Genomic DNA, 22507 nt, shown 5'->3' on the forward strand with positions numbered 1-22507 from the left:
AGTATTAGCAACAAACTGTTGCTATCAGCTCTATTGCAGAGTAAATCGCAGCGCAGAAATCTGTCCAGCAGCATCCATAACCAGTAATTGATACTCGCCTTTTTCGGCAAGATGTAACGTAATATTCCGCTCGCGTTCTCCCAACGGCTCACCATTGAGGAACCACCAGCGCGCCCCCGCGCCACCACTGCTCTGAATCGATAAATCCACCCCGGAAGCGCCAGGTAACCGTTTCACTATCGCGCCATCACGCACGCCCGTTAACTGTAGAGGTAAAGGCGCATCCTGCCCCAGCGGCGGGCAGGTCGTCGAAGCCGTCGGCAGTCGCGCAGCGCGGCGTTCAGCAGCGGGCAACCAGGGCTCCAGCGGCAACGGCCAGACAATCAACGTCTGCTCCCGCGCCTGAGCGCAATCGGCGGCGACGCGTTTTCCGTCATTATCCAGCCAGACAGGAAAACGAATGCCGCTAATCCCTTCCTGTTCAGGTAACAGCAGCGTCGGCGGTTGGCTGTTTTCCAGCAGCCAGGTCGCCAGTCGACGGCGGCAGTTACTGTCTCCCGCCGAAAGCGCCTGTCCACCCGGCCAGCAGATAACGCCCCGGCTCACCGACGCCGGACGCGGATCTTCAGGCTGCGTCGCGGCGCGCGCCATCAGCATATTATTCACCTGATTAAGCAGCGGCACCGCGCTGGCAAAACCAAACTGTCCGGCAACGGGTGTGCCGTCGGGCCTGCCCGTCCAGATGCCAGTCACATAGCGGGAGCTAACGCCTATCGCCCATGCGTCGCGATAGCCATAGCTGGTGCCGGTTTTCCAGGCGAGCGGCACTACGCGCGGCAGGGCGCTATCCGGCAACGGCTGCGCTTCATCGGCCATCACCCGCCGGATGATCCAGGCCGCACCCGGCGACATCAGCGGACGCTCCTGCAACGAATCCCCTGGCTGCAAGCGCAATGTTGCCGCCTTGCCATGACGGGCGAACGCACTGTATGCCGCCACCATCTCGTCCAGCCTTGCGCCCGCGCCGCCCAGAATCAGGGAAAGATTAGGGGCCGCGCCCGCAGGCAGATACAGCGGCAGGCCAACGTTACGCAGTTTTGCCGCAAAACGTTTTGGGCCATATGCTTCCAGCACCTGTACCGCAGGCAAATTTAACGAACGCACCAGCGCTTCGCTCATGCTGACGGGGCCATGAAACCCGCTGTCAAAGTTTCCCGGACGATAATCGCCGGTACGGCGCGGCACATCCTGTAACAGCGAGGCGGGATGGATCAACCCGTCATCCAGCGCCAGCCCATAGACAAAGGGTTTAAGCACCGATCCCGGCGATCGGATCGCAGTGACCATATCCACATGACCAAAACGACTGTCATCATTCATATCCACCGATCCAACCCAACCACGCACGCTCATATCGGTATGATCGACAACGATCATCGCCAGCGAACTGCGCGCCGGAAGCCGTCCCTTCCAGTTTTGCGCCAGCTCTTCAAGCTGACGCTGCAACCCGGCATCCAGCGTAGTGACGATTTTGTCACTGTTGCTTTTGCCCAGCATCATGCGTGAGAACAGTGGCGCCAGTTGCGGCATTTGTCGGGGCGCCAGCCAGACGGGTTCTTCGCGGGCCTCCTGAACATGCCGGGCCGACCATACGCCCTGCGCCGCCATCCGCTCCAGCACTTTATTGCGCGCCGCTTGCGCGCGATCCGGCCAGCGATCGGGACGCAAGCGGCTCGGCGCCTGCGGTAAAACCGCCAGCAACGCCGCTTCCGAATAGCTCAGTTGCGCCGGTGGTTTACCCAGATAAGCCCAACTGGCGGCGCCGATGCCCTGCAACGTTCCGCCAAACGGCGCACGGTTCAGATACAGCGTCAGAATATCGCGCTTGGACAGGTGCCACTCCAGCTGGAGCGCGCGCCAGAGCTGGCGAAATTTACCGCCAAAGGTTCGCGGATGCGGGTCCAGCAGTCGCGCCACCTGCATGGTCAACGTACTGCCGCCGGAAATCACGCGTCCTGACGACAGATCCTGCCAGGCGGCACGCAGTACCGAAAACGGATTCACGCCCGGATGCTGCCAGAACCAGCGGTCCTCGTAATTGATTAACGCGTCAAGATAGCGGGGAGAAACGTCTTCAATCGTCACGGGATAGCGCCAGATCCCCTCAGCATCGGCAAAGCGCCACAGCGGTGTGCCGTCATGCGCCACCACCACCCGTGCCGGATTGACCTCATGCAGCGGTAGCGGCCAGATTTTGTCCGCCGCCCAGACTGTCAGAATCATCAGAAATGGAGCGATGGCCAGCCAGCGCCAGCCACCGCGTAGACTACGCAGGACGATCATTTATGGCGTGACAATCAAAAGCCCCTCGGTTGATCCCGTCGCCCGCCACTGTGGAACATACATTGACTCCACCTGCGGGACAGGAACCTGATAGGTTCCCGGCGTCACCGCGCGCGCCAGATACACCAGCGTCACCGGCTGCCCCTGGTTAACCGCCACCGCCGCGACAAAGCGATCGTCACGGAACTCCATATGCTGAATATCCGCCTGCTGCATCTGATTTAACAGATTTTGCACTTCACTGCCGCTGTCCTGCAGGCTGGCGCTGCTGTTTGCCAGGTTCTGGTTTTCCAGCTCCAGACCGGCAGGCAGCAGGTCGACCACCAGCGCGTCTGGCACGTTTTGACTCGCTTTCACTTCGAGCCAGACCAGCACCAGTTCACCGCTGCGCAGGGAACTGAGCGATTTACTCTGACCATCGGTTCCCAGAATCTGGCGCTCGATGTGCAACACATTGCTGGCAGGTACGGGCGCCGTTTGCGGGTATCCGCTGCTGTCCAGACGCAGCCACAGCGGTTGGTCGCCGCTGTTGGTCACCTGCAACGCGGAAAGCCGATCGGCATCCAGATTACGCGTTTGCGCTTTATCGCCCGTCAACGGCTGGTCAGCGAGCGAGGTCTGCGCCTGCCATGTCCCCGGCAGATCCTGTAGCGTGCGCGCAGCAAGGAACAGCGCATTACTCTCCTGCGTCGAAAGCCAGCGCTGACCAAATGCCTGTTCAGAAAGCGTCGTCAGCAGCGTATTTTGCGCCTCGGGTTGCAGTTTATTTTCTTCCAGCAGCGACAGCATGAGCGCGTTATCACGCAACGGGCTACCGTAATCCGCCATCCATTGCTGCGCGTCACGGCGCGGCGTGTTCAGCGCCAGCGTCAGCGCCTGTTCACTGCGGCTGGCATCGCCCATATTTTTCAGCGCAATGCCCAGTTGCAGAAGCGGCAAGCCCGACGCGGCCTGACTCCGGCGTTCCCAGATTTCACGCAGCGCGCCAAGCGGCGCTTTTTGCTGACGCGCCAGCACCAGTCCCGCATACGCCTGAACGGCAAATTTGCTGGCCTGGGTATCGTCGCTATAGCGCACCGACATCATGCCCGGATCCTGCAAATAGCGCAGCAGGCGTTCATTTCCCCGGTTAATCGCATCGGCCGGAACGCTGTACCCTTGCTCGCCAGCGCGCACGAGGAAATCCATCGCGTATGCGGTAAGCCAGTATTCTTCCGGCCCGTTGTTATCCCACAGGGCAAAACCGCCGTTATCACGCTGCATTTGCAGCATCCGGGAGATCCCCGTGTCGACTGCCGCACGGCGTTTTTCATCGGTATCGCCCGCGATCCCCAACGCCTTCAGTTGCGCCGCGTTGGTATAGAGCGACGGGAACAGGCCGCTGGCGGTTTGCTCCAGACAACCATACGGATAAGCCTTCAGCTCCCGAATATAGCGCGCCAGGTTCAGCGGCGGTTTGCCGCTAAGCAGCAACTGCCCCTGCAACGTTACCGGCGAGAAGTTCTCCAGGTTTTGGGCGGGCGCATGCCAGGTTTCCCCCGCCTGAAGCACCGTTCCGCTATTTACCGTCTGCGCAGGCCAGGCCGGACGGACGCCAATTTTCCACTGCTTATGTTGAGCGGGAAGCGTCTCGCCAGGTAGGTTCAGGCCGGTCAGCATGGCCTGCAATTCTCCCTCGCCAAACCCTTCTTTTGCGCGTACCGGGATAAACAAGGTCGTACGCACGCCCGGCGCCAGGTTTACCGGAGCAGGTTGCTGACTCACCAGTTCCAGTAACCCACTGGCGGCGAGTTCAATCGTCAACATCTGCGGTTTGTCTGTCAGGTTAGTGACATCCAGCGTCAGGCGCGAAGTATCGCCGCCCGCCATAAAGCGCGGCTGATTCAGTTCCGCAATCACCGGAGCGGCAACAATCACCTTGCTTTCACTGCTGCCGAAGTCCTCTGCCGTCCATGCCTGGGCCATAACGCGTAACTCGCCGTTAAAATCACCAATCGGCAACGTAACGGAACCTTCGCCCTGCTCATTGAGCGTGACCGGCAGCGCCTGCTGCGCCACGATGTTGACATGGTTGACCGGCGGTTTGCCGCCGCGTTTGAGTTCATCGCCGTCGCCGCCAAAACGCAGCGTCGCCAGACGTCCCTGCCCTTCAATCACCTGACCGTAGATATCATAAATATCCGCGCCATAGCGTTTTTGCCCGAAGAATGCCTGCCACGGATCTGGCGTAACGTAATCGGTGATATTCAACACTCCGCTGTCCACCGCAGAGAGCAGTACGTTGATCTGTTTTGGCGTTTCGCCATGTTTAGCGCTGGCTTTGACGTTCACCGTCAGCGGCTGGTTTGGACGTATTTTAGCCGGGCTTTCCAGCGTCAGATCCAGACGACGATTTTCATCCCCCAACGGCAGGTGCAGCAGCCCAACCGCGCGTTTCGGCGTCGCTGAACGCGACTTATCGCCCGGACGCACAACCAGCGCGCTCAGGTAGAGATCGTGTCGATTCCAGGCTTTATCGACGGGAATCGACAGGTCGAGACCCTCGGCAGGTACATCTATTTCCTGCCACCAGAGCGGGCCGTCGCTTGATTCCACCATCGCGTAGCCTTTACCCGCCACCGGCGCGGCGACATGCAGTTTGATGGTGTCCCCAGGACGATAGGTGGGTTTATCCAGCTTCAGGGTGACGCGATCTGGGCGCGCCGCGCCGCTGCCGTCGCTGTTATCCTGCCAGCTGTAACCTGCCCAGAAGCGCACGCTGCTGATCGCATCATTCGGGGCTTTCACTTCGAGACGATACGATCCCCAGTCAACCGGGAAGCTCACCTTGCCCGTTTCATCGGCGCTGAGATCCAGCGTCTGCTCCCCTTCAACCAGATCTTTTTGATCAAACTGCGACTGCCAGCCTTCGCTTTCCGACCAGTTCCAGTAATAATCGCGCCGTTCACGGATCAAACGAACCTGCAAACCCGAAGCGGCTTTTTTATTGCCTTGCGCATCGGCGTAGACAATATCAAAGGCGGCGTTACCGCCCTCATCCACGATGGGTTGGTTAACCGTGGCGTCAGTGCGATAGTCATACACCGCTTTAGAGGCGAATTGCGGACGAATACCCGGCAAGGTATCGGCAGGCCAGATAGCCTGTTCCGCACGGCGAGTGACCGGGCGACCGCCTGATTCCAGCAGGCTTGCCTGTAGGATCACCTGTAACGGCGAATGCGCTTCCTGCCACTGGCTGTTGGCGGAGACGTCGCCACGGCCATTTTCATCCAGCGTAAGCTGGACTTCGTCCAGGCTGCGGGAAAGGTTTTCTTCCGCAATATCGCCAAACTGGAAGCCCGGCAGCGCCTGTACCGCTTCACGCTGCGGGCGCAGGAAGAGTTGCCCCTGTAACGTGTTGCCATTGGCAGGCGCTCCGTACAGGTAGTAACCAACAACGGAGAACGTCACCTCTTCCGACGGGGCTAACGGCGTTTTCTGCGCGCTGAGATTAAGCGCCATTCGCTCCGGCATAAAATCTTCGACATGGAAATCCCACATCCGGGGCTGGTTATCGCCCGTGTTCGCGCGGATGTGCCACATGCCGGTTGGCGCACCGCTATCCAGCGGATACGTAAAGCGGTATAACCCGTTTTCAGGCTGGCTGACAACGGTGCGCAGTACCTGACCGTCCGGCTTTACCACTTCCAGTTTGACGGGCTGATCGGGCAAGGTTTTACCGTCGCTGTCGCGCAGCAGTCCGTTGAGGATCACCGTTTCCCCAGGACGATACAGATCGCGCGGGCCGAACATAAAGAACTGCTTGCTGTAGCCCGGCGCGCCCGCAATCGCGAACTCCGCCAGATCCAGCGCGGGCAGTTTCAGATCCAGCAGCGTGGTTTGTCCGTCTTTTCGCGCCAGCAACAGCGCCGCCTGCTGACTATTTTCCAGCTGTACATGCCCCTGCGCATCGCTGGCGGCTTGCGCCAGCGTCTGACCTTTCTCATCAAGCAGAGCAACCTCAACCCCCTGCTGCGCCGCGCCGTTTTCCAGACTCTGCGTAAAGATATCAAGGCGATTGTGATAACGGTGGGCGGAAACGCCAATGTCGCTGAGGGTAAAGAGCGTGGCAGGATTACTGTAGTTGTAATGTCCGGCCTGATTCATTACCGCAATGTACACGCCCGCCTGTTGCAGGGGCTTAATGTCACTCAGCGGCAGCAGGCGTTTTTCACGCGTATTACGCGCAGGATTGAGATCAAAACGCCCGGTATAGACCAGATCCGCCATTTTGAGCAGGTTGTCAGATTCCCAGTTCGAAAGAGCATTACGGTATTCCCACTGACTGACGAATGCCGCCAGCGACTCAGGCTTCACGCGAAAGAAGTTTACATCCACCTCGTTCACGTTCAGCGCCATGACCGGCAAGCCTTCCACCACTTTTCCCGGCAGCAGCGAGCCACGGCTGGCAAAGCCGACGCTCGGCTGAACGTCCCGCGTGGTAATGGTTTTTTCATACGCGCGGCCAAAGGCGGTTTTATTCAGCGCCGTTAAATCACGTTCAACGGACACCACCAGATCGCGGTTGGGTTCCAGGTGGCGCAAGCGCAGCTCTTTCAGATTCGGCGACAGCTCCCAGGCGCCATCAACCTTGCCGCTTTTTTTATCGACCACATGTACGGTGCGGGCAAAATCTTGTTCAGGATCTAACGGAATGGAGAACGTCAGCACCAGCGTCGCCGCGCCGTCCAACTGGACTTCGGAGGCGTCCAGCAGCGTCAGTTCTTTACCTTCGCTCTGTTGCGCCAGCTTTTGCAGTTGTGCCGGATCTTTCGTCGGAGCGGATTGCGCGGCGGGCGTCTCATCATTTTTCACCGCCGTTGGCGCGTTATCGTTGTTATCGCACCCCGCCAACGCCAGCATAAGCATGCAAGCGGCTACGCGTATGTGTTTCATTCTTTCATCCCTGGCCACAGTGGCCCGTTAGCAACGTAGAGTAACTATTATGCGTGAGATTTCCCGTTGTGAAAGCCAGTATTCGTTATATAAGTTCTGATTTTTTCATCAGAAATGTGGTTTCACCAGCCAAATCAGCCTCTTTTACTTGTCCCTTTGCGGTAAACGTCCGACAATTTGGCATTATTATGGCAAAAGATGGAGACGCCTATGTCCACCTCCTGGTTTGTCGCCGCCGACTGGCTGGCAGAGCATATCGACGATCCGCAAATTCAAATTATCGACGCCCGCATGGCGCCTCCCGGACAGGAAGACAGGGATGTTGCGGGTGAATATCGTTCAGGCCACATCCCCGGAGCACTCTTTTTCGATATTGAAGCGCTCTCCGATCACACCTCGCCGCTGCCGCACATGATGCCGCGCCCGGAAGCCTTCGCCGTGGCGATGCGTGAACTGGGCGTACACCAGGACAGACATCTGGTGGTCTACGATGAAGGCAACCTGTTTTCCGCCCCGCGCGCGTGGTGGATGCTGCGAACGTTTGGCGTAGAAAACGTCTCAATTCTTGCCGGTGGTCTGGCGGGCTGGCAGCGCGATGAGCTGCCGCTTCAGGAAGGCGAAGTGGAACTCCCGGAAGGGGAATTTGACGTTAAATTCACGGCGGAGAAGGTTGTGCGTCTGACCGATGTACTTCTGGCGAGCCATGAAAGAACCGCGCAAATCGTTGATGCCCGCCCGGCGCCACGGTTTAATGCCGAAGCCGATGAACCGCGTCCGGGTCTGAAGCGTGGCCATATTCCCGGCGCGTTGAACGTGCCCTGGACAGAGCTGGTGCGTGAAGGGGAATTAAAAACGACCGATGAACTGGACGTCATTTTCTTCAGTCACGGCGTCAGTTTTGACAGACCGATTATCGCCAGCTGCGGTTCAGGTGTCACTGCGGCGGTCGTGGTGCTGGCGCTCGCCACGCTGGATGTGCCCAATGTCGCGCTGTATGACGGCGCATGGAGCGAATGGGGCGCGCGTAATGATTTACCGGTAGAACCGGCCTAACGTTTTGTAATGTGCCGGATGGCGCTTGCGCTTATCCGGCCTACAGTGCGGGTTGTCCCGGATGACGTGAACGCCATCCGGCTACCGGGATCAGATAATCCGATTCTGTTTAAAATCGCGCAGGAACCCGCCCCAGCGGCGCTCGTAGAACGGCGCGATGTGCTCGGTAATAAAGTGGCTGATGCCCTGCTCACCTTTTTTCACCTGACAGATATCAATCGGTTCATCGCCGGGCAAGGTATCAGTCGCCACGCTGCCCGCCGCATGAATGATCTCTTCGATGTCGCCATCCGCTTCGATGCCAATCAACAGATTCGGCTGAGCGTCATTGCTCTCTTTAATAGTGCAAAGAAAGGCGCGCTTAACCAGTTTGATGGTTTTAAACAGCGTGGTCAGGGAGTCGATCATCTGCGCAGGTGGTTCCGCCACCTCAGACAGAATCAGCGATTCACCGCCTTCCAGCACTTCCTGTGTACTCAGCGGATTGCCCTCTTCGCCGATCAGATGGCTGATCTCACGCGGCATAAACTCTTTACCGGTAGGCAGTTTTGCGTTCAGGAAGAGCGTTTCGCCGAGCGTCATTTCAAATAACGTGCGCACCGGCATCACCACGAATGCCTGCTCGTCTTCTACCGCCTGCTGCAAGGCTTCCAGAGAGGTAAAAAACGGGATGACCGTCGTGCCGTCTTCTTTTTCCCAGTGCTGCAAATCCAGCGCGCTATCGTCAACAATCGCTTCGCCTTCAGCCGCTGTGCCTGGCACCCAGACGGTGGACTCCAGTAAGGTACGGAAAAATGCCGGACGATGCGCGGGTTCAGTCGCCGCCTTCTCCAGCAGGGTTTCTAATTCGTTTTTTGTTTCGGACATAAGGATCACAATAGAGATGCGTGTAGGGCGGGTAAGCGAAGCGCCCCCGCCGTTATCTTGCCGGATAGCGCTAACGCTTATCCGGCCTACATAATTATGCTGTTAACAGGTTAGCGATGGTGCGCACACCCAAACCGGTCGCCCCTGCCGACCACTGCTCAACCGGCGCTTTACGGTAGGTTGCAGAGCAGTCAATGTGCAGCCAGCCCTGCTGGTAGTTTTCGACAAAGTGCGACAGGAAGCCCGCTGCGGTGCTCGCCCCGGCAGGATACGCCGCGCTACCGGTATTGTTCAGTTCCGCAAAGTTAGAAGGCAACTGATTGCGGTGGAACTCCGCCAGCGGCAGACGCCAGAACGGTTCGTTTTCTTCTGCCGCACTCGCCAACAGACGCCCCGCCAGCGCGTCATCAAAACTGAACAACGCGTGGTAGTCGTTACCCAGCGCGGTTTTCGCGGCGCCGGTCAGCGTCGCCGCATCGATGATCAGCTCTGGTTTTTGCGCGCTGGCGTCGATCAGGCCATCCGCCAGCACCAGGCGCCCTTCCGCGTCAGTGTTCATCACTTCCACGTTCTTACCGTTGCGATAATGAATAATATCGCCCAGTTTAAACGCGTTGCCGCTGATCAGGTTATCCGCGCAGCACAGGTACAGCTTCACGCGTTTGTTCAGACCACGGGTAATCGCAAATGCCAGCGCGCCCGTTACCGTTGCCGCACCGCCCATATCGGACTTCATCGAGTCCATAAATGCGCTTTGCTTGATGCTGTAACCGCCGGAGTCAAAGGTAATGCCTTTGCCCACCAGACAGGCGTAAACCGGCGCGTCTTTATCGCCGGTTGGGTTGTAATCCAGCGCCAGCAGCACCGGCGCGCGATCGGAACCCCGGCCAACGGTATGCAGCCCCATGTAGTTTTGCTCGCGCAGATCTTCGCCTTTGGTAATGCGGTAAGAGACGTGATCGCACGCGACGCTGCACAGCAGATCAACGGCACGCTGCGCCAGCTGTTCCGGCCCCAGCTCTTCCGCCGGCGCGTTAATGGTGTCGCGCACCCAGTCAATGATCGCCAGACGGTTGTCCAGTTCCTTCTGCTTCTCATCGTCAAGATCTGGCCACTCGACCTTGCGGCTGCCTTTCGGCCCTTTGTAACCCTGCCAGAATGCCCAGCTACGCTCCACATCCCAGCCAGCGCCGGTCAGTTGTACGTGTTTAATGCCCAGGCCGTCGATTTTACGCGCCGCGCGCTGGATTAAACCGGAATCATCTTTACCGTTCAGGTGCAGGGTAATGCCGTCATTATTGATGCTGTATGTGGCTTTGTCTCCCCAGCGAGCGTCAGCCGGTTGGGTGGAGAGCGTAATTTTCATCGCTTCAGTCATTGTTCTTTTCCTTCTTCGCGCATACAGGAAAACGGGCCACCCGTGGGCAGCCCGTTTATTTATTCAGCTTCGTCCAGCCAGACCAGCAGGATAGCCTCAAGGATCTTTTCATTTGATGCCTGCGGGTCATCATCAAAATCCTCAAGATCGCAAATCCATTGATGCAGGTCGGTGAAACGAACGGTCTTAGGATCGAGATCGGGGAACGCGTCGTACAGCGCCTCGCCGATTTCGCGGCTATCAGTCCACTTCAGTCCCATACTACCCTCTGTTAATGCTCGCGTGCATGGTTGATTGTGTAACGTGGGATTTCGACCACCAAATCTTCATCGGTGACGCGCGCCTGACAGCCTAAACGGCTCTCCGGCTCCAGACCCCAGGCTTTATCCAGCATATCGTCTTCGTCTTCCGTGCTTTCCGGCAGGGAATCGAAACCTTCACGCACGATGCAGTGGCAGGTCGTGCAGGCACAGGATTTTTCACAGGCGTGTTCAATCTCGATACCGTTACGCAGGGCAACGTCAAGAATGGTTTCGCCGGTCTCAGCTTCCAGAACTGCGCCATCGGGACAGAGATCCTGATGAGGCAGAATAACAATCTTTGGCATATTAAACCTCGTCCACGGAATGGCCTTGCAGCGCGCGACGAACAGATTTGTCCATGCGACGAGCGGCGAATTCCTGGGTTTGTTTGTCTACGTTTTTAATGGCTTGTTCTATCGCGTCAACATCATCGCTCTGCGCAACCTCGCTCAAGTGCGCGGCGGCATCATCAATGACCTGACGTTCTGCGGCGCTTAGCAGCGCGGCATCAGCAGCGAGCGCGCCGGTCAGGCTTTCCAGCACGCGCGCCGCTTCCACTTTTTGCTCTGCCAGCATACGGGCTTTTACATCCTGCTCGGCAAAGCTCATTGAATCCTGAATCATGGTGGCGATTTCGCTGTCCGTCAGACCGTAAGACGGTTTGACCTGGATAGACGCCTCAACGCCGGTGGATTTCTCCATCGCGGTGACGCTCAGCAGGCCATCGGCATCCACCTGGAAGGTGACGCGGATATGCGCCCCGCCCGCTGGCATCGCCGGGAGCCCGCGCAGCGCGAAGCGCGCCAGCGAACGGCAATCCTGCACCAGCTCGCGCTCGCCCTGCATGACATGGATCGACATCGCGGTCTGACCATCTTTAAAAGTGGTGAAGTCCTGCGCGCGCGCCACCGGAATGGTGGTGTTACGCGGGATCACTTTCTCCACCAGGCCACCCATGGTTTCCAGCCCCAGCGACAGCGGAATCACGTCCAGCAGCAGCATTTCGCTGTCCGGCTTGTTGCCGACGAGGATATCCGCCTGAATCGCCGCGCCAATGGCGACGACCTTATCCGGGTCGATTGCCGTCAGCGGCGGACGACCAAAAAATTCGCCCACGCGTTCGCGCACCAGCGGCACACGGGTGGAGCCGCCGACCATCACCACTTCCAGCACCTCCTGCGCCTCAACGCCCGCATCTTTCAATGCGCGGCGACAGGCCATCAGAGTACGTTTAACTAAAGCGGCAATAAGGTCATTAAACTGTTCACGGGTGATGTCACCCTGCCAGCCCGCCACATTGACGCTAACGGAATCGGCATCGCTCAGCGCGATTTTTGCCGCGATGGCGGCATCCAGCAGTTCACGCTGGACACGGTTATCGCTGCGATCGGCAATGCCCGCCTGCTCACGGATATAATCGGCCAGCAGATGGTCGAAGTCGTCGCCGCCGAGCGCGGAATCACCGCCGGTCGCCAGCACTTCAAACACGCCGCGACTCAGGCGCAAAATAGAGATATCGAAGGTGCCGCCGCCGAGGTCGTAAACCGCGATAACGCCTTCTTTGCCGGAGTCCAGACCGTAGGCGATCGCCGCCGCCGTAGGTTCATTGAGCAGACGCAAGACGTGCAGCCCCGCCAGACGCGCCGCGTCTTTCGTTCCCTGGCGCTGTGCATCGTCAAAGTAAGCAGGCACGGTAATAACCACGCCATCCAGCTCGCCCGACAACGCTTCCGTCGCCCGCGCCGCCAGCGCTTTCAGGATATCGGCAGAAATACGTACCGGGTTGAGCAGACCTGCCGCCGTTTCAATCATCGGCAGACCATTTTCACTAGCCTGGAACTGATACGGCAGATGGGGATAGCGCGTCTGAATATCCGCCAGCGAGCGGCCCATCATGCGTTTTACCGAGCTGATGGTGTTAGCCGTGTCCTGCGCCGCGTTCGCGCGCGCCGCGTAACCGACCGTGTGGCCCTGCTGCTGATAGTGAACGACTGACGGCAACAGATGGCGACCGTCGTGATCGGCCAGCGTTTCTGCCTGGCCGCTGCGAACGGTCGCAACCAATGAGTTGGTAGTACCTAAATCGATGCCTGCCGCCAGACGACGCTGGTGCGGCGCAGCGCTCAGACCAGGCTCACTAATTTGTAATAAGGCCATATTCGCTTCCGGGAATTAAAAATCGAGCAGCTTTTCTTCGAGTTGTTCGGCGCTGCTTCGCAGTTTATCGAGAAAACGCAGTTTACGCACGGTGTCCGCCGCCACGTCCCACGTCTCGTTGTCCAACTGTTCCACCATCAGCTGATGGCGGGCATCAAACATTGTTTTCACGCGCTTGATGAAACTTTCCAGTCGCGCTTCGTCCTTTGCCTGTTCTATTTCATCAAGCTCTTCACGCAGTTCCAGCTGTTCCATCAAAAACGCAGTATCGCGCACCGTATGCTGCTCGCTGGCCAGATCAAAGCCGTGTAGTGACAGTAAATATTCGGCGCGCGTCAAAGGGTGACGCAGCGTTTGCCAGGCCTGATTAATGGTCGCGGAGTGTTGTACGGCGGCGAGTTGCTCAGCCTGCGTACCGCTGGCGAATTTATCAGGATGATACTGACGTTGAAGATCCTGAAAACGGAGGCTCAGCGCCTGGGTATCGAGTTGATAGCGGGCTGGCAAGCCAAAGAGGGTGAAGTAGTCCATAACATTCTCAGGGCATCGACTCTCTGATGTTTCAGGGAGTCAGGTAAAACAAACCCCACGCGCAGGTGACCACGGTGGGGTTATCGGTAAGCACGTTACACGTTGAAGCTTTCGCCGCAACCACACTCGTCTTTTACGTTCGGGTTGGTAAATTTAAACCCTTCGTTCAGACCTTCTTTTACGAAGTCTAACTGCGTACCGTCCAGAAATTGCAGGCTCTTACCGTCGATCACGACTTTTACGCCTTTGTCTTCAAACACGGTGTCTTCTGCCGCCGGTTCATCAACAAATTCCAGTACATAAGCCATACCTGAACAGCCGGAAGTTCTCACCCCCAGGCGCAGGCCAAACCCTTTACCACGGTTTGCCAGAAAGGTATTTACTCGCGCTGCAGCACTGTCGCTAAGTGTAATCGACATAACAACCTCAACTCTTCTTATTTTGCTTCACGTTTGCTTTTGTAATCCGCAATAGCGGCTTTAATTGCGTCTTCTGCCAGAATGGAGCAGTGAATTTTCACCGGAGGCAGTTCAAGCTCGTCTGCGATATCGGTATTTTTAATCGCCTGCGCTTCGTCCAGAGACTTCCCTTTCACCCATTCGGTGACCAGGGAGCTGGACGCGATAGCGGAACCGCAGCCGTAAGTCTTGAAACGCGCGTCTTCAATGATACCTTCATTGTTGACTTTAATCTGCAACTTCATCACGTCGCCGCAAGCCGGTGCACCCACCATGCCGCTGCCTACGTTTTCGTCGCTGTTGTCAAAGGAACCCACGTTGCGTGGATTCTCGTAATGATCGATTACTTTTTCGCTGTAAGCCATTATAAATTCTCCTGATTCCGATACCGATTAATGATGAGCCCATTCGATGCTGTTCAAATCCACGCCCTGTTTGAACATTTCCCACAGCGGGGAAAGGTCACGCAGACGACCGATGGATTTGCGCACCAGCTCAATGGTGTAGTCGATCTCTTCTTCAGTAGTGAAACGACCTAAAGAGAAACGGATAGAGCTATGCGCCAGCTCGTCATTCATGCCCAGTGCGCGCAGCACATAGGACGGTTCCAGACTTGCGGACGTACAGGCGGAACCTGAAGACACCGCCAGATCTTTCAGCGCCATAATCAGGGATTCGCCTTCAACGTAGTTAAAGCTGACGTTGAGAATGTTCGGCGCGCCCTGTTCCAGGTCACCGTTCAGGTAAACTTCTTCGATATCGTTGATGCCGTTCCACAGACGGTTACGCAGCGTACGCAGACGCGCCATCTCGGTTTCCATCTCTTCTTTCGCGATACGGTAAGCTTCGCCCATACCGACGATCTGGTGTACAGGCAGCGTACCGGAACGCATACCGCGCTCGTGACCGCCGCCGTGCATCTGCGCTTCGATACGAATACGCGGTTTACGACGCACATACAGCGCGCCAATCCCTTTCGGGCCATAGATTTTGTGGCCGGAGAAGGACATCAGGTCTACTTTCAGCTGGCTCAGGTCGATAGGCAGTTTGCCCACGCTCTGGGTGGCGTCAACGTGGTAGATAATGCCACGCGCACGGCACATTTCGCCGATGGTCGCGATATCCTGCACCACGCCGATTTCGTTGTTAACGTGCATGATGGACACAAGAATGGTGTCATCGCGCATCGCCGCTTCGAGTTCTTTCAGATCGATAATGCCGTTGCTCTGCGGCGCCAGGTAAGTAACCTCAAACCCTTCGCGCTCAAGCTGACGGCAGGTATCCAGCACGGCTTTATGCTCGGTTTTGCTGGTGATGATGTGCTTGCCTTTTTTCTGATAAAAGTTGGCCGCACCTTTAATCGCCAGGTTGTCGGATTCAGTCGCACCGGAGGTAAAGACGATTTCACGCGGATCGGCGCCAACCAGTTCTGCGATCTGGTTGCGGGCGATATCTACCGCTTCTTCAGCTTGCCAGCCGAAACGGTGTGAACGAGAGGCCGGGTTACCAAAGGTTCCGTCCAGGGTCAAAAACTGCATCATTTTCTCGGCAACACGCGGGTCCACCGGCGTGGTTGCGGAGTAATCGAGATAGATCGGTAATTTCATTGCTCTATAAACTCCGTACATCGCTTCAATGCAAGGAATCAGGCAACCGGCTGGATGTACGACCGAGTACACGGGGCGAGTAAACGCCCCGGCCTGATTCTGAAATCTATTATAATTTTTTACCCTAACTGTTTTGCGGTGCAGCAAGGCGACAAGCTTGTGAAACCCAGGCGCTTACATAAGTAAGTGACCGGGATGAACAAGCGCGGCCAACGCAGCAGCGCCCCGAAACAGGGCGGGTAAATTACGCGCGCAGTTTGACGTCGATTGCGTCTTGCGTACGGGTGCTACGTGGCGCGTCATGGGTGTGCTGACGATCAGACACATCCAGAACTTCCTGGTTATTCACCAGTTCGCCTAAGGTAATGTTGTTGAGGAAACCGGTCAGACGGTCACTCAAATCACGCCACAGCGCATGCGTCAGGCATTTATCGCCGCCCTGACAGCCGCCTTTGCCCTGACAACGGGTCGCATCTACCGACTCGTCAACAGCGCTAATCACTTCGCCAACCGCGATGCTACCTGCGTCTTTACCCAACAGATAACCACCGCCTGGGCCACGTACGCTGGAAACCAGACCATTTTTACGCAAACGTGAAAACAGCTGTTCCAGATAAGAAAGGGAAATTCCCTGACGTTCAGAAATATCAGCCAACGGTACCGGGCCCGCTTCGGAGTTGAGCGCAACGTCCAACATTGCGGTCACGGCATAACGCCCTTTAGATGTCAGTCTCATGTCTTACTTAACCTCAAACTCGCCCCTGCCCGGGGTTTTTTATTGTAAAATGGGGGTATTGCATAGCAGGGTCAAGTCTGACATTCCCGACTAAATCAGTCAACTATTTACTTGACTAATTTAGTCAGGTATTTAACCTTCAGTGCCGTTTCTGTTTGCCGGATGGCGCTCCGCTTATCCGGCCTACAATATTCGGCCTGCAAATCGTGCAGCCATCCGGCATCAACACGCTTACTTGCCTTTATTCTGCTGCTCAATAGAAGCAAGAATACCGCGCAGGATGTTCAGTTCCTGGCTTTCCGGGCGCGCACGCGTAAACAGACGACGCAGTTTGTTCATGACCTGCCCCGGATGGCCTTCACGGATGAAGCCGGTTGAAAGCAGCGTCTGCTCCAGATGGCCGTAAAAACGTTCCAGGTCGTCCACCAGCGGATATGGCGTCTCTTCATGTTCCGCCGCCTCGTCGTTTTCCTGCGTTGCCAGCCAGGCCATACGCACTTCGTAGGCGATCACCTGTACCGCCATCGCCAGGTTGAGCGAGCTGTATTCCGGGTTTGCAGCAATCGCCACATGGTAATGGCATTTTTGCAGTTCGTCGTTGGTCAGGCCAACGCGCTCGCGGCCAAAGACCAGCGCAACCGGCGTATTCGCGGCTTCCGCCACGCTTTTCAGACCGCATTCGCGCGGGTCCAGCATCGGCCACGGCAGCGTGCGGGAACGCGCGCTGGTGCCGACCACCAGGCTACACCCTGCCAGCGCGTCATCGAGCGTATCGACGATCTGCGCATTGCCGATCACATCGCTGGCGCCAGCCGCCAGCGCGATAGCCTGGGAGTCCGGCTTGACCAACGGATTTACCAGCCACAGGTTTGTTAAACCCATTGTTTTCATGGCGCGGGCAACAGAACCCATATTGCCGGTGTGAGAGGTTTCCACCAGCACAATTCGAATATTTTGCAGCATTGTCTTTCTTCGGCTAAAGATTATTCGGGCATATTATCATAAAACGGAGACATATTCCGAACTCGCTGCTATACTCTGCGCCGTTTTCCCGTTCTTTAACATCCAGTGAGAGAGACCGATGCATCCGATGCTGACCATCGCCGTGCGCGCAGCGCGCAAGGCGGGTAATGTAATTGCCAAACACTACGAAACGCCTGACTCAGTAGAAACCAGCCAGAAAGGCAGCAATGATTTTGTGACCAACGTCGATAAAGCCGCCGAAGCGATTATTATCGAAACGATCCGCAAATCTTACCCACAGCACACCATCATTACCGAAGAAAGCGGTGAACATGAAGGTACCGATCAGGATGTTCAATGGGTTATCGATCCACTGGATGGCACCACCAACTTTATCAAACGTCTGCCGCACTTCGCGGTATCTATCGCAGTACGCATCAAAGGCCGTACTGAAGTCGCGGTAGTTTACGATCCTATGCGTAACGAACTGTTCACCGCCACTCGCGGTCAGGGCGCACAGCTGAACGGTTACCGTCTGCGCGGCAGCACCGCGCGCGACCTGGATGGCACCATCCTGGCGACCGGTTTCCCGTTCAAAGCCAAACAGTATGCGACCACCTACATCAATATCGTTAGCAAACTGTTCACCGAATGCGCTGACTTCCGTCGCACCGGTTCTGCTGCGCTGGATCTAGCGTATGTGGCTGCGGGTCGCGTTGACGGTTTCTTTGAGATCGGTCTGCGTCCGTGGGATTTCGCCGGCGGCGAACTGCTGGTGCGTGAAGCGGGCGGTATCGTCAGCGACTTTACCGGCGGCCATAACTACATGACGACCGGTAACATCGTGGCCGGTAACCCACGCGTGGTTAAAGCGATGCTGGCAAGCATGCGCGACGAATTGAGTGATGCGCTGAAGCGTTAATCGTTTGATGCCGGATGACGGCTAGCGCCTTATCCGGCCTACCAGGGGAGTTTCCCGTAGGCCTGATAAGCGAAGCGCCATCAGGCATTCATCCTACAACTGTGCTAAAACGGTCTTAATCCCCTGCCCACCGGCACCGCACTGACCCACATCACAACAGCAGCCACAACCAAAATCACGCCACCGGCTAACGCCAGCGTTGTCCAGCCAATCTGTCGCCACAATACCGGCGTTTTATTGCCGCTTAATTTTACCGCCAGTGCGCGGAAACTGTGAACCAGCAACGCCAGAGAGGTAATGGTCAGCGAAGTTCCCGCCGCCATCGCCAGCGCCGACGCCATTCCCCAACTAAAGACGCCAATAACTTTACTGAACAGCAGCACCATAATCGCGCCGGAACAGGGGCGCATCCCCATCGACAGAATAATCATCAGCCGCGCGCGCCAGTCATCGCCATTCCTGAGTTGCTCTGGGTTCGGCAGATGCTGATGCCCACAGCCGCAATGTTCGTGGTGAACATGATGCGGCGTAAATGAGATAAATTTCGGCTTGCGCAGCAGCGCGCGAAGCGTCTTTAGCGCCCGCCAGCAAAGCAATATTCCCAGCACGCCGACTAACGCATAACTGCCCTTCTCCAGCCAGAAGCTGCTCAGATGTAACTGCCTCGCCGGAAGCTGCAATACCGTCAGCACCACAACCACCAGCGCAATGGCCACCAGCCCCTGCAACAACGATGAGGCCAGCGTCAGGCCAATGCTTGATTTCAGCTTTGATGGATGCGTCGCCAGCCATGTGGTAATCACCACTTTTCCATGACCCGGCCCCAGCGCATGGAGTACGCCATACAGAAAGCTAAACAACAGCAGCGAACCGCCCGCCTGCGCCGGATTCGCCGCCACCGCTTTTAATAAGGCGCTCATCTGCTGATTCACTTCCCGCTGCCAGACAATGCTTTTCACCATCACCTGCGGCCAGGCCTGCCATAACCACAGCCCACCCGCGATGGCCAGCAACAGAAATACCGCCAGCGGCCACAGCGGCAGCCAGCGTCGGGAGCGCGGGCGTTGTTGGGAGATTACTGACATTGCACCGTTACCTTCTGCGCGAACTGTTTACCCAAATCCATATCCTCCGGCGGCGCGTCTTCTTTATCCAGCGACTGCGCAAAACTGAGCGTCTCTTCACTCGGCGTCGGCGTATGCACGCTTATGCTGCATTGTGTGCTTAACGCCTGCGGCAACGAGGCGTCCCGATCGTTGGCGTAGCTCATATCCACATAGTATGTGGGATCGAAGGTCGAAAAAGTGTAAGTCTGGCCGCCCAGCGGCTGCGGTTCAGCCAGCGGCAGGACAAACGTCAACACCGCCTGGTGCGCTTCCCGTTCCATTCCGTATTCCGTCGGGCGATTTTTAAACTTAACCTTTTGTCCGTTGTGCCACACTTCGGTGAAGTAGTGCTGGCCGAGCACGTTCGCCATCACTTCCGCCGCCAGCTTTTTCCAGATCTCCGAACCGGGCTTCGCGTCTCCCGCGTCGTAAAGCAGGTCTGCGGAGGTGATTTCATCCATCGTCCAGCGCATTTTTAGCGCCACAAACCGATCGTTTTCACTCACCAGCTGCGTCTGCAATCGAATAAAACTATGAGGGTGCGCCTGCGCTGTAAAAGATAAAACAGCGAGAAAGAGTGTTAAAGCGCTGCGTTTAACTAATTGCATCTGTTCCTCACGTTAAAAATTCTGTGATGCTCGCCAGCATTCCTGGCGTAAAGCCCTCTTATAACCATTTCAACGCACAAACTTTAGCTATCCTTATCAAACAAACTAACGGGAGACCAGACAGATGATGCCAACGCTTACTTCGCCGTCTGTACTTTCTGCTCCCCAGCGCCGCTGCCAGGTTTTACTGACGCTTTTCCAGCCGGGGCAAATCGCCACCACGGAAACATTCAGCGCGCTCAATGGAGTCGATGATGAAATTGCCCGTGAGGATATCACCGAAACAGGTCTGGAGATCCAGCGCTATCATCGACTCGCCATCACAACGGGTCAGAACGGACGCTACCGAATCGAGGGGGCTGCGCTCAACCAACGTTTGTGCCTTTTACACTGGCTCAGACGCGGCTTACGCATATGCCCGACTTTCATTACGCAACAGTTTACGCCGGCATTAAAAACCGAGCTTAAACGGAGAGGGATCGCGCGTACGTTGTATGACGATACCAATCTGCATGCGCTGATCAACCTTTGCTCGCGGCGGCTGCAAAAACCGTTTGAATGCCGGGATGTGCAGTTTCTGCGGCTGTTTTTACAATATTGCCTGCTACAGCATCATGCGGGCATCGCACCGGCGTTTAATCCGCTACAGAAACAGTGGGTGCAGTCCTGCGCCGAATATCCGCTCGCGCTGGAGATTGGCCGTCACTGGCAGCGCCGCGTCATGCAAAACGCGCCGCCCGACGAAACGCTGTTTATGGCTTTACTGTTTTCCATGATTCGCATCCCCGACCCTATCCACGACAACCATCAGCAGGATCGCCGCCTGCGCCTGGCTGTCGCCCGGCTGGTGTTGCGCTTTCGGGAAATGGGGCAGGTACGCTTCAGCGACGAACAAGGACTTAACGACCAACTCTATGTGCACCTTGCCCAGGCGCTGAGCCGAAGTTTATTCGCCATTGGTATTGATAACACGCTGCCGGAAGAGTTCAGTCGCCTCTACCCTCGGCTGGTGCGCACCACGCGTGACGCCCTCGCCGGGTTTGAAAGCGAATACGGTGTGCGTTTCTCTGATGAAGAGACAGGGCTGGTCGCGGTGATTTTTGGCGCATGGCTGATGCAGGAGAACGACCTGCACGAAAAGCAGATCGTGTTACTGACAGGCAATAACGGCGAACTGGAGGCACATATTGAGCAGCAATTACGAGAACTGACGCTCCTGCCGCTCAATATTAAGCATGTGCCGACGCAGGCCTTCCAGAAAGAAGGTTCGCCGCGCGGCGTGGCGCTGATTGTCACCCCATATGCCACACCGCTGCCGCTCTTTTCGCCGCCGTTGATTCATGCGGACCTGTCACTTACCGCACACCAACAGCAACAGATCCGCAAAATACTGGAATCATGATGACGCGGCGACGTTAGGCCGTAAGAAAATAGCAGGCAACGCCACCAATGCCATCACCCAGAATACGCCGTTCCCTAAATGCTGATACAGGAATCCGGCGAATACGGTCATGATGGCAATGCTGCCGCCCATCGCCACGGCAGAATAGACCGCCTGTAGACGAATCACTTCGCTTCCCTGGCGAGCGGCGATGTAACGCATCGCGGCCAGATGGCAAACGGTAAAGGTGCCGCAATGCAGAATCTGGATCGCTATCAACCACGGCAGCGCGGTGCTCCAGCCCATTAATCCCCAGCGAATGACGCCGCATACGGCGGAGAGCAATAGCAGATCGCGAGCGCTAAAACGGCGGAACAGTTTGTTACTCATCGCAAAAATAACCACTTCCGCCACCACGCCCAGCGACCACAAATACCCCACTGCCGAAGCGGAATAGCCCGCCCCCTGCCAGTAAATCGCGCTGAAGCCGTAATAAGCGGCATGCGCGCCTTGCAGCAGGCACACGCAGGCGAGAAAGCGCCAGCTCTGAACGACGAGCGTACGCCAGGCAGGCCAGCCCGCACTCTCCTGATGACGGCTTTCCCCCTGCGGTAATACGCTCGGTCGCAGCAGCATACCTAGCAGCATCGAGGCCACCCCAAGCGTCAATAGCCCCAGAATTGCCTGATAATCAAAGAGGCTCACCAGTTTCCCGGTCAACGCCGAGCCGATCACAAACGCAATGGACCCCCACAAACGCACCCGGCCATAGTCCATCGTTAACTGTTTTTGCCAGGTATTGGCCAGCGCATCGGTGAGCGGCACCAGCGGCGAGAAGAAGAGGTTAAAACCGATCATCACCACCATCAGCCACGCGACGTGCGTCCCTGCCCAGAATGCAAGGGCAAACACCAGCGTCAGCAGCGCCAGAAGGCGTAACGCAGAAATCAAGCGGGAAGGATCGCTCACCCGTGGCGCAATCAACAGGCTACCGAGGAAACGCGCCACCAGCCCCGCCCCCAGCAGGAGACCGATGGTTTCCGGCGTCAGTCCCAGGCCTTTAAGCCAGACGCTCCAGAATGGCAGAAAAATACCGTAGCTAAAGAAGTAGGTAAAATAACCGAGCGCCAGCCAGCGCGTGGAGTGCAAAACCATGATTC

19 protein-coding genes are annotated in these 22507 nt (G+C 56.9%); 3 read left to right on the top strand and 16 right to left on the bottom strand.

What is annotated here, in order from left to right:
- Nucleotides 1–30 precede the first annotated feature (30 nt).
- Both pbpC and OGX93_RS20080 read right to left on the bottom strand, forming a co-directional pair.
- Complete coding sequence (gene pbpC / locus OGX93_RS20075; RefSeq protein WP_286449844.1) at nucleotides 31–2343, bottom strand: peptidoglycan glycosyltransferase PbpC; 2313 nt, start codon at nucleotides 2341–2343, stop codon at nucleotides 31–33.
- Complete coding sequence (locus OGX93_RS20080; RefSeq protein WP_104868343.1) at nucleotides 2344–7278, bottom strand: alpha-2-macroglobulin family protein; 4935 nt, start codon at nucleotides 7276–7278, stop codon at nucleotides 2344–2346.
- A gap of 210 nt (nucleotides 7279–7488) precedes the next feature.
- Here OGX93_RS20080 and sseA point away from each other — a divergent pair, with 210 nt between their 5' ends.
- Nucleotides 7489–8331 carry a 3-mercaptopyruvate sulfurtransferase gene (sseA, locus tag OGX93_RS20085; protein ID WP_024130118.1) on the top strand — a complete coding sequence of 281 codons (843 nt, stop codon included), beginning with the start codon at nucleotides 7489–7491 and terminating at the stop codon, nucleotides 8329–8331.
- Nucleotides 8332–8421: 90 nt separating this feature from the next.
- Here the strand turns inward: sseA and sseB are convergent, their stop codons facing one another.
- From sseB to trmJ, 11 genes are all read right to left on the bottom strand, one after another.
- Nucleotides 8422–9198, bottom strand: a complete 777-nt coding sequence (gene sseB, locus OGX93_RS20090; RefSeq protein WP_012131255.1) for an enhanced serine sensitivity protein SseB — start codon at nucleotides 9196–9198, stop codon at nucleotides 8422–8424.
- Nucleotides 9199–9292: 94 nt separating this feature from the next.
- Nucleotides 9293–10576: an aminopeptidase PepB gene (gene pepB, locus OGX93_RS20095; RefSeq protein WP_049010618.1), complete on the bottom strand. Its 1284-nt coding sequence runs from the start codon at nucleotides 10574–10576 to the stop codon at nucleotides 9293–9295.
- 59 nt (nucleotides 10577–10635) lie between these two features.
- Nucleotides 10636–10836 carry a Fe-S cluster assembly protein IscX gene (iscX, locus tag OGX93_RS20100; RefSeq protein ID WP_012131252.1) on the bottom strand — a complete coding sequence of 67 codons (201 nt, stop codon included), beginning with the start codon at nucleotides 10834–10836 and terminating at the stop codon, nucleotides 10636–10638.
- Nucleotides 10837–10847: 11 nt separating this feature from the next.
- A complete protein-coding gene (gene fdx / locus OGX93_RS20105) occupies nucleotides 10848–11183 on the bottom strand; it encodes an ISC system 2Fe-2S type ferredoxin (protein ID WP_012131251.1) in 336 nt (111 codons plus the stop codon).
- Nucleotide 11184: 1 nt separating this feature from the next.
- Complete coding sequence (gene hscA, locus OGX93_RS20110; RefSeq protein WP_071258070.1) at nucleotides 11185–13035, bottom strand: Fe-S protein assembly chaperone HscA; 1851 nt, start codon at nucleotides 13033–13035, stop codon at nucleotides 11185–11187.
- Nucleotides 13036–13050: 15 nt separating this feature from the next.
- Nucleotides 13051–13566: a co-chaperone HscB gene (gene hscB, locus OGX93_RS20115; protein ID WP_104868341.1), complete on the bottom strand. Its 516-nt coding sequence runs from the start codon at nucleotides 13564–13566 to the stop codon at nucleotides 13051–13053.
- A gap of 95 nt (nucleotides 13567–13661) precedes the next feature.
- A complete protein-coding gene (gene iscA, locus OGX93_RS20120) occupies nucleotides 13662–13985 on the bottom strand; it encodes an iron-sulfur cluster assembly protein IscA (protein WP_004104506.1) in 324 nt (107 codons plus the stop codon).
- 17 nt (nucleotides 13986–14002) lie between these two features.
- Nucleotides 14003–14389 carry a Fe-S cluster assembly scaffold IscU gene (gene iscU, locus OGX93_RS20125; protein ID WP_002913991.1) on the bottom strand — a complete coding sequence of 129 codons (387 nt, stop codon included), beginning with the start codon at nucleotides 14387–14389 and terminating at the stop codon, nucleotides 14003–14005.
- A 27-nt stretch (nucleotides 14390–14416) separates the two neighbouring features.
- Nucleotides 14417–15631: a cysteine desulfurase gene (gene iscS / locus OGX93_RS20130; protein ID WP_024130117.1), complete on the bottom strand. Its 1215-nt coding sequence runs from the start codon at nucleotides 15629–15631 to the stop codon at nucleotides 14417–14419.
- A 244-nt stretch (nucleotides 15632–15875) separates the two neighbouring features.
- Nucleotides 15876–16367 (bottom strand): Fe-S cluster assembly transcriptional regulator IscR, encoded by a 492-nt coding sequence (gene iscR, locus OGX93_RS20135; RefSeq protein WP_012131246.1) that lies wholly within the window; start codon nucleotides 16365–16367, stop codon nucleotides 15876–15878.
- Nucleotides 16368–16598: 231 nt separating this feature from the next.
- On the bottom strand, nucleotides 16599–17330 hold the full coding sequence (gene trmJ, locus OGX93_RS20140) for a tRNA (cytosine(32)/uridine(32)-2'-O)-methyltransferase TrmJ (protein ID WP_071258072.1): 732 nt from the start codon (nucleotides 17328–17330) through the stop codon (nucleotides 16599–16601).
- A 118-nt stretch (nucleotides 17331–17448) separates the two neighbouring features.
- On the opposite strand from trmJ, the gene suhB reads away from it, so the two are divergent.
- Nucleotides 17449–18252: an inositol-1-monophosphatase gene (suhB, locus tag OGX93_RS20145; protein WP_024130116.1), complete on the top strand. Its 804-nt coding sequence runs from the start codon at nucleotides 17449–17451 to the stop codon at nucleotides 18250–18252.
- A gap of 104 nt (nucleotides 18253–18356) precedes the next feature.
- Here the strand turns inward: suhB and OGX93_RS20150 are convergent, their stop codons facing one another.
- Nucleotides 18357–19337, bottom strand: a complete 981-nt coding sequence (locus OGX93_RS20150) for a nickel/cobalt transporter (protein ID WP_071258073.1) — start codon at nucleotides 19335–19337, stop codon at nucleotides 18357–18359.
- Complete coding sequence (locus OGX93_RS20155; RefSeq protein ID WP_199971694.1) at nucleotides 19328–19966, bottom strand: DUF1007 family protein; 639 nt, start codon at nucleotides 19964–19966, stop codon at nucleotides 19328–19330. Before OGX93_RS20155 ends, OGX93_RS20150 begins: the two co-directional genes overlap by 10 nt.
- A 124-nt stretch (nucleotides 19967–20090) precedes the next feature.
- Between OGX93_RS20155 and csiE the strand changes: the two genes are divergently transcribed.
- Nucleotides 20091–21368, top strand: a complete 1278-nt coding sequence (csiE, locus tag OGX93_RS20160) for a stationary phase inducible protein CsiE (protein ID WP_286449845.1) — start codon at nucleotides 20091–20093, stop codon at nucleotides 21366–21368.
- On the opposite strand, the gene OGX93_RS20165 is transcribed toward csiE, so the two are convergent.
- Nucleotides 21363–22502 carry a 3-phenylpropionate MFS transporter gene (locus tag OGX93_RS20165; RefSeq protein ID WP_286449846.1) on the bottom strand — a complete coding sequence of 380 codons (1140 nt, stop codon included), beginning with the start codon at nucleotides 22500–22502 and terminating at the stop codon, nucleotides 21363–21365. The two genes, csiE and OGX93_RS20165, sit on opposite strands and share 6 nt — an antisense overlap.
- Between the last annotated feature and the right edge of the window lie 5 nt (nucleotides 22503–22507).

Origin of the sequence: Citrobacter sp. CK195, assembly GCF_030333365.1 — a bacterium.
In the GTDB taxonomy this organism is placed as follows: Bacteria; Pseudomonadota; Gammaproteobacteria; order Enterobacterales; family Enterobacteriaceae; genus Citrobacter_B; species Citrobacter_B koseri.